The organism is Streptomyces sp. S3(2020) (assembly GCF_013044505.1).
Lineage (GTDB): Bacteria > Actinomycetota > Actinomycetes > Streptomycetales > Streptomycetaceae > Streptomyces.
Map to the genome: position 1 here is coordinate 1 of NZ_JABERD010000325.1, position 7,429 is coordinate 7,429.

Consider the following 7,429-nt stretch of genomic DNA (forward strand, 5'->3'; position numbering starts at 1 on the left):
GACCACCGTGATGTCCACTTTCCTTTGCGGCGGGAGCGTGAGGTGTGGATAAGGGACGGGCGGTGGGGTGGATGCCTGCGGCTGCCTGTGCGGCTTCGGTGGGGGCTTGTGTCGCGCAGTGCGGTTCGTTGTGGGTCGGTGCCGCACCGGGGGGTGTCCGTCCTCGGTCGGGCGGTGCTGTTTCTTCAGCGGTCAACTTGGTTGGGCGCCCGACGCTGCGGGCGGACACCCCCCGGTACGTCCCCTGCTCGCCGTTGCGCAAGCTCGGGTCCCGTCCCGCCTGGGGGCTCAGTTCATCCGTCTGCTCGTCCGAACAGCGGTGCCAGCAGTAGTTGGGCGGCGCCCTCCGCGACTCCCCTGGGGCCGCCGTCGGCGAGTCTCACGGGTACGGCGTCCGCACCCCGCGCACGTTCGTCCAGTGCCGTCCACACTCCTCGTACGAACGCCTCCGGCGCCGCGGTGACCGTGCGGCCGCCGAGGAGTACCACGTCGATGTCGAGCAGGCCGACCAGGTTCGCGGCGCCCGCGCCCAGCACCCGGGCCGCTGTCGCCGTGTCCCCCTGTGCCACCGCTCCCAGGCACAGGGCCTCGATACAGCCCCGGTTTCCGCAGCCGCAGGGCGGTCCGTCGAGCTGGATGACCTGGTGGCCGAACTCTCCCGCGCCCGTGCGGGCACCCCGGTGCACCTTGCCGCCGATCACCAGGCCGGCCCCCAGTCCCGTACCGAGATGCAGATACGCGAAGGAGTCGGCCTCGTCCCCGACGGCCAGGCCCAGGGCAGCCGCGTTGGTGTCCTTGTCGACGACGACCGGCATGCCAAGTCGCCGCGCCAGTGCGTCACGGAGGGGGAAGCCGTCCCACTCGGGGAAGCCGGTGACGCGGTGCAGGACCCCTCGTCCGGGGTCGAGCGGTCCCGGCAGGGCCACTCCCAGGCCGAGTACGGACGTCGGCCGCAGCTCCGAGAGCAACGCCTCGGCGAGGCCGGCCACCCCCTCCACCACGGCGTCAGCCCCCGACCCCAGGTCCATCGCGACGCACCGCTCCCCCACCACGGTCCCGTCCAGGTCGACCAGCACGGCCCGCAGCTCGTCCCGGTCCAGGTGCGCTCCCAGTGCGTGGCCGGCCTCCGGGACCAGCCGCAGGACCGTCCGGGGCTTGCCGCCCGTCGATGCCCGGTGCCCCGCCTCCGTCGCGAGGTCCTCCTCGCGGAGCCGGGCGGTGATCTTGCTGACGGCCTGGGGGGTGAGGCCGGTGCGGTCGGCGAGTTCCAGGCGGCTGATGCCCCCGGCTCCCGCGGTGCGCAACAGGTCGAGGACCAGCGCGGTGTTGTGGCTGCGCAGCCCGAGCAGATTCACTCCGGCCGCCGATTTCCTCGTCCTGTCCACGCCACCATTCTCCCTACCGCTTGCACTTTGGCAACAGCGTTGCCAAAGTGGGAGGCATGACTGGTACGACTGGTATCCCTCTCCGCGTGGGTCTCATCGGCTACGGCCTCGCGGGCTCCGTCTTCCACGCCCCGCTGATCGCCGCGACCGAGGGCCTGGTCCTCGACACGGTGGTCACCTCGAACCCCGAGCGCCAGGAGCAGGCCCGCGCCGAGTTCCCGGACGTACGCGTCGCCGCCACGTCCGACGAGTTGTTCGAGCAGCGGGCCGGCGAGCTGGATCTCATCGTCATCGCCTCGCCCAACAAGACGCATGTCGCGCTCGCCACCGCCGCTCTTGAGGCCGGTCTCCCGGTCGTGGTCGACAAGCCCGTCGCCGGTACGGCGGCCGAGGCGCGGAGCCTGGCCTCGCTCGCCGAGGAGCGGGGGCTGCTTCTGTCCGTGTTCCAGAACCGGCGGTGGGACAACGACTTCCTGACGCTCCGCAAGCTTCTCGCCGACGGCGAGCTCGGGGACGTATGGCGCTTCGAGTCCCGCTTCGAGCGGTGGCGGCCGCAGCCCAAGGGCGGGTGGCGGGAGTCCGGTGACCCGGCAGAGATCGGAGGTCTGCTGTACGACCTCGGCAGCCATCTCGTGGACCAGGCACTCGTCCTCTTCGGTCCCGTCACCTCGGTGTACGCCGAGTCCGACATCCGGCGGTCGGGGGCTTCCGTCGACGACGACACGTTCATCGCGCTCACGCACGCGAGCGGCGTCCGGACCCAGTTGTACGCCACCGCCACCACCGCCCAACTCGGGCCCCGCTTCAGGGTGCTGGGCTCGCGGGCCGGCTATGTGAAGTACGGCCTCGATCCCCAGGAGGCGGCCCTGCGGGACGGCGAGCGGCCGGCCGAGGGCAAGGGCTGGGGTCTTGAGCCCGAGGCGCTGTGGGGGCGGGTCGGTGCCGGTGAGTCCCCGCTGACCGGGGGCGGTCGGCCCGAACCGACCCTCGCCGGCGACTACCCCGCTTACTATGCGGCCGTGGCGAAAGCTCTGCTCGACGGCGGTCCCAACCCGGTGACCGCACTGGAGGCGGCCGCCGCCCTCGACGTGCTCGAGGCGGCCCGCCGTTCGGCCCACGACGGAGTGGTGGTGAAGCTGTGACGCAGCGCGGCGAGTTGACCCCGAAGTTCCACCCGGAACTGACCCCGCCCATCGAGGAGTTGGAGGCCCAGGAACGTCGTCTGGTCTTCCGCCAGTTCACGCACGACGACGCCTGGGCCCTGGGTTCCCTGCTGGTGGAGCTGGCCCGGGAGCGGCAGGCCCCCGTCGCCATCGACATCCACCGCTCCGGCCAGCAGCTCTTCCACGCCGCCCTGCCCGGCTCCGCCCCGGACAACGACGCCTGGATCAACCGCAAGCGGCGGGTGGTGGAGCGCTACGGGTCGGCCTCGTACCTGGTGGGCGCCCGCTTCCGCGCCAAGGGGACCACTTTCGAGGAGTCCTCGCGTCTGGACGCGGACGAGTACGCGGCCCACGGCGGTTCCTTCCCGATCACCGTGGAGGGCGTGGGGGTCGTGGGCTCGGTGACGGTGAGCGGTCTGCCCCAGCTCCAGGACCACAAGTTCGTGGTGGAGGCGCTGGAGGAGTTCTTGGAGAAAAACGTGTAGGTCACCCACTCAGGGGCGCGGGGAACTGCGCGACCAGCCACGCACGGCCCGCGGCTGACGTACAGGCCGCAGTTCCCCGGCTCTCCCAGCGGAGCGTCTACGCGTCCTTGAACTCCTGCCGCTGACGGCCGAGCCCCGCGATCTCCAGCTCCACCACGTCTCCGGCCCGCAGGAACGGCTTCGGCTCCGGCTGCCCCAGCGCCACCCCCGCCGGCGTCCCCGTGTTGATCACGTCACCGGGGTACAGCGTCATGAACTGGCTGACGTACCGCACCACTTCCGCCACCGGGAAGATCTGCTCGGCCGTCGTCCCGTCCTGCTTCAGCTCCCCGTTGACCCAGAGTTTCAGGGAGAGGTTCTGCGGGTCCGGGACCTCGTCCGCCGTCACCAGCCACGGGCCCAGCGGGTTGAACGTCTCGCAGTTCTTGCCCTTGTCCCAGGTCCCGCCCCGCTCGATCTGGAACTCCCGCTCGGACACGTCGTGCGCCACCGCGTACCCGGCGACATGCGCGAGCGCCGCCTCGTGCGAGTCGAGGTAGCGGGCGGTGCGTCCGATGACCACGGCCAGCTCGACCTCCCAGTCGGTCTTCTCGGACTTGCGGGGCACGAGGACGGTGTCGTGCGGGCCCACGACCGTGTCCGCGGCCTTGAAGAAGATGACGGGCTCGGCGGGCGGCTCGGCACCGGTCTCGCGGGCGTGGTCGTGGTAGTTCAGGCCGATGCACACGATCTTGCCGATCCGGGCGAGCGGCGGTCCGACGCGCAGCCCGGTGGCGTCCAGCGCGGGCAGTTCCCCGGCCTCCGCGGCCGTCCGGATCCGCCCGAGCGCCGCGTCGTCGGCGAGCAGCGCTCCGTCGATGTCCGGGACGAGACCGGAGAGGTCCCGCAGCGTCCCCTCGGCGTCGAGCAGCGCGGGCGTCTCCGCTCCCGCCGTACCGACTCGCAGCAGCTTCATGATCACAATCTCCCTCGATCGCGGGGTGTCGTCCCATGGGTGCAGCCATCGGATGACTGGTCGATCCTCCAAGGTCGACGTCCGGTCCGCAATACCCGGTTCACGGACTGGACCGGAGGGCTCTCAGGGCCTCGGGTGGTCTCAGCGGTAGAGCGCCGCCCGCTCCACCGCGCTCCACGTCGTACTGGTGACGACGTACAGCGCGGCCGCCAGCGGCACCACCGCCACGGTGAAGAGCGTGAAGAAGGACATGAACGGCATGACCTTGCTCATCGCCCCCATCCCGGGCACCGGCTGTCCGTCGACCACCGGTACGGCCGGGTTCGCGGCCATCATCCGCCTGGTGCGGCGGAAGTTGAAGACGGCGACACAGGCGACCAGCGCGAACAGCCCGACGTACACGAGCCCCGCTCCCCCGAAGGCGCCTCCGTCGCCGAGCGCGTCCGCCCAGCGGTTGCCGAGGGGCGCGGCGAACAGTTCATGGGTCAGGAGGGGGTTCGTCGTGTTCGAGAACAGGTGGTAGAGGAGGAAGAACGCCGGCATCTGGCACAGGCTCGGCAGACAGCCGGACAGCGGGGACACCTTCTCCTCGGCATGCAGGGCCAGTACGGCCTTCTGGAGCTTCTCGGGGTTCTTCGCGTGCTTCCTGCGCAGCTCGGCGATCTTCGGCTGGAGTTCGGTGCGGGCCTTCTGTCCGCGCGCCGCCGCGCGGGACAGGGGGTGCACGAGGAGTCGTACGAGCGCGGTGAACAGGACGATCGCGCCGGCCGCGGCGGATGCGCCGAGCAGCGGGTGGAGGAGGTCGGCGAGATGCTCGACCAAGGTGGCGAAGACGGACATGGGTGAGCCCTCCGGGGGTCTCGTCAGTGCCGGGAGTGGGAACAGACGGCATGACGACCCGCGTGATGGCGCACAGTCGTACGTCGCGTATCGCGTGTCGCGTGTCGTACGTCGTATGTCAGGAAAGGGAAGCCTGTGCCCCTACGCGGTGGTCGCCAGGAGGGCTTGTCCGGGTGCGCGGGGCCTGGTGCGGCCCTTGGCGTCGGGGTCGCGTTGCGACAGGAAGGCCGTACGGCGGGCGCGGTCGCGGATGGCCGTACGGACCCGGGTGGGCGGTACGGCGGGTGCGCAGCGCGCGACGAGCAGGGAGCAGGCGGCGAAGGCGGAGCCGGCCGCGGCGGTCGCCGCGAGGGCGACGGTGGCGGAGAGGCTGCCGGTGTCGAGGAGCGCGACCTGGAGGAACAGGAGCAGCAGGGGTACGGCGGGGCGTGAGCCGCGGATCATCGACCGCCCCTCCCCTCGCTCACCGGATGTCTCGCCGGTGCTCTGACCGGACGACGTACGTGATTCGTACTTCTGTCGGTTATACCTGATCGGTCACGATCGGCTCCAGCAGCCGCTTGGGCTTCAGCAGAGCCCGGCTGACCGGGTCCACCGGGTCCGGATCGAGTCCGGGGCCCGGCGTCATGAGGACGTCGGCGGGCGGTACGACGGTTGCGCAGGCGGGGCACTCGCCGTACGAGCCGATTTCGGTGCCGCACTCCGCGTGCCGGAAGGCACGCAGCACCGTCTTGTCGTAGTGCTCGCGACCCCACCACCCGAGTGAGCGCACCACCGGCCACAGCTCGATGCCGCGGTCGGTCAGGACGTACTCGTCGCGCGGCGGCGACTCCTGGTACCGGCGCTTCTCCAGGACGCCCTCCTCGGTGAGCATCTGGAGGCGGGCGGCGAGGACGGCGCGGGGGATGCCGAGGTGACCGAGGAAGTCGTTGTAGCGCCGTACGCCGTAGAGCGCGTCGCGGACGACGAGAAGCGTCCAGCGCTCGCCGACGACCTCCAGCGCGCGGGCCATCGAGCACTGCTGTGTCACGTAGTCCTTGCCCAGTGCCATGCCGTCCACCTCAGTCACTTTGCGAGCAGTTGGTTCATTGACCGAACTGACACTGTTACGGTACTCCACATGACTAGGTTCAGTGAACGAACCATCACCGTCGAGGCTCCGGCCCCGGCACCCCTCGCCGCCGGGCCCACCCTCGCCCTGACCAGCGCCGCCACCGCCGTCGCCCTGATGACGTACACCGCGCCGATGGTCACGCTCCCCGACATCGCCGCCGCCCTGCACACCCCGCTCTCCGCCCAGGCCTGGCTCCTGAACGGCACCCCGCTCGGTCTCGCCGCCCTCCTCCTGGTCGCCGGCAGTCTCGCCGACGACTACGGCCGCCGCCGGATCTTCGTCGCCGGCACCCTCGCGCTCGGCCTCACCACGGTCCTCGGCGCCTTCGCCTCCACGACCTGGCTGTTCACCCTGGCCCGCATAGCCCAGGGCGCGGCCAGCGCGGCCCTCCTCGCGAGCAGCCTCGGCCTGATCGTCCACGCCTACCCGACACCGGCCGGGCGACTGCGGGCGACCGGGGGGTGGGGCGCGTTCGTGAGCGGCGGGATCGCGGTGGGACCGATCGTGACCGGCGCGATGCCGAGTTGGCGGTTGTCGTACGTCGTGCTGGGCGCCGCGGCCGTGGTCGTGGGGGTGCTGTCGGCGCGCGCGTTGCCGTATTTCGGTGAGGGGGAGGGGAGGGGGATGCCGGGCGTCGTCGCGGAGGGGAAGGTGACATCGGACCTCGTCACGGAGGGGAAGGTGACGCCGGACCTCGTCGCGCGGGAACAGGTGCCTCTGGGCGGGCACGCGTCCCGCTCCCCTCGCGGCGGCCGCCCCGACATCGGTGGAGCCGTGGCCTTCGGATCGGCCCTGGTCGCCCTGGTCGCGGCCCTGACGCTGGGCCGGGACGGCTGGCTGCGGGCACCTGTGGGCCTGTTGCTGCTGGCCTCGCTGGTGCTGCTGGCGCTCTTCGTCATGGTCGAGCGGCGCGCGGCGCGGCCGATGATCGACCTGGGGCTGCTCCGCCGCCCCCGCTTCCTCGCCTCCTCCGTCGGCGGGCTGTTCACGGGGCTCGCGGTGATCGGCCTGTTCAGCTTTCTGCCCGCCCTGCTCCAGCAGACGATGCGGCTGTCGCCGATGGACACGGCCTGGCTGTTCCTGCTCTGGTCCGGGCTCTCCTTCGCCGTGGCACTCCAGGTACGCCGGCTGTCCGGCCGGGTCCACCCGCGTCTGCAACTCACCCTCGGTTTCCTGCTCCACGCGGCCGGCGTCCTGACCATGCTGGGCTCCCTCGACTCGGACTCCTGGACCCGCCTGCTCCCCGGCCTGATCGTGGCGGGAGTGGGCAGCGGTCTGCTGAACGCCGCGCTGCCCCTGCTCGCCGTGGAGTCGGTACCGGCTCAGCGCGCGGCGATGGGGTCGGGGGCACAGCAGACCCTCCGGTACGTCGGGTCGTGTGCGGGGGTTGCCCTGACGATCGCCCTCGCGACCTCCTCGGGCGGGGGTCTGGCCCGGGGTGCGGATGTCGCGATGGTGGTGTCGGCGGGGCTGGCCGTGGTGGCGGG

At 71.4% G+C, this 7,429-nt stretch carries 8 protein-coding genes; 3 read left to right on the forward strand and 5 right to left on the reverse strand.

Going from position 1 to position 7,429, the window contains the following annotated elements; all coding sequences use genetic code 11:
* Positions 1-293: 293 nt before the first annotated feature.
* Positions 294-1,385, reverse strand: coding sequence for an ROK family transcriptional regulator (locus HLK59_RS46350; RefSeq protein ID WP_171147708.1), 1,092 nt, complete (start codon positions 1,383-1,385; stop codon positions 294-296).
* A gap of 56 nt (positions 1,386-1,441) precedes the next feature.
* On the opposite strand from HLK59_RS46350, the gene HLK59_RS46355 reads away from it, so the two are divergent.
* Both HLK59_RS46355 and HLK59_RS46360 read left to right on the forward strand, forming a co-directional pair.
* Positions 1,442-2,527 carry a Gfo/Idh/MocA family oxidoreductase gene (locus HLK59_RS46355; RefSeq protein WP_171147709.1) on the forward strand — a complete coding sequence of 362 codons (1,086 nt, stop codon included), beginning with the start codon at positions 1,442-1,444 and terminating at the stop codon, positions 2,525-2,527.
* Entirely contained in the window at positions 2,524-3,033 is a 510-nt protein-coding gene (locus tag HLK59_RS46360) for a heme-degrading domain-containing protein (protein ID WP_171147710.1), read from the forward strand. Before HLK59_RS46355 ends, HLK59_RS46360 begins: the two co-directional genes overlap by 4 nt.
* Before the next feature lie 97 nt (positions 3,034-3,130).
* Here HLK59_RS46360 and HLK59_RS46365 read toward each other — a convergent pair whose 3' ends face one another.
* The 4 genes from HLK59_RS46365 to HLK59_RS46380 form a co-directional block, all read right to left on the reverse strand.
* Positions 3,131-3,988: a fumarylacetoacetate hydrolase family protein gene (locus HLK59_RS46365; protein ID WP_171147711.1), complete on the reverse strand. Its 858-nt coding sequence runs from the start codon at positions 3,986-3,988 to the stop codon at positions 3,131-3,133.
* A 141-nt stretch (positions 3,989-4,129) separates the two neighbouring features.
* A complete protein-coding gene (locus HLK59_RS46370) occupies positions 4,130-4,828 on the reverse strand; it encodes a YidC/Oxa1 family membrane protein insertase (protein ID WP_171147712.1) in 699 nt (232 codons plus the stop codon).
* Positions 4,829-4,969: 141 nt separating this feature from the next.
* A complete protein-coding gene (locus tag HLK59_RS46375; protein WP_171147713.1) occupies positions 4,970-5,272 on the reverse strand; it encodes a DUF6412 domain-containing protein in 303 nt (100 codons plus the stop codon).
* 79 nt (positions 5,273-5,351) lie between these two features.
* Positions 5,352-5,879, reverse strand: a complete 528-nt coding sequence (locus tag HLK59_RS46380; protein ID WP_171147714.1) for a helix-turn-helix domain-containing protein — start codon at positions 5,877-5,879, stop codon at positions 5,352-5,354.
* 69 nt (positions 5,880-5,948) lie between these two features.
* Between HLK59_RS46380 and HLK59_RS46385 the strand changes: the two genes are divergently transcribed.
* Positions 5,949-7,429, forward strand: a 1,481-nt coding sequence (locus HLK59_RS46385; protein WP_171147715.1) for an MFS transporter, incomplete at its 3' end; no start/stop codon positions are given.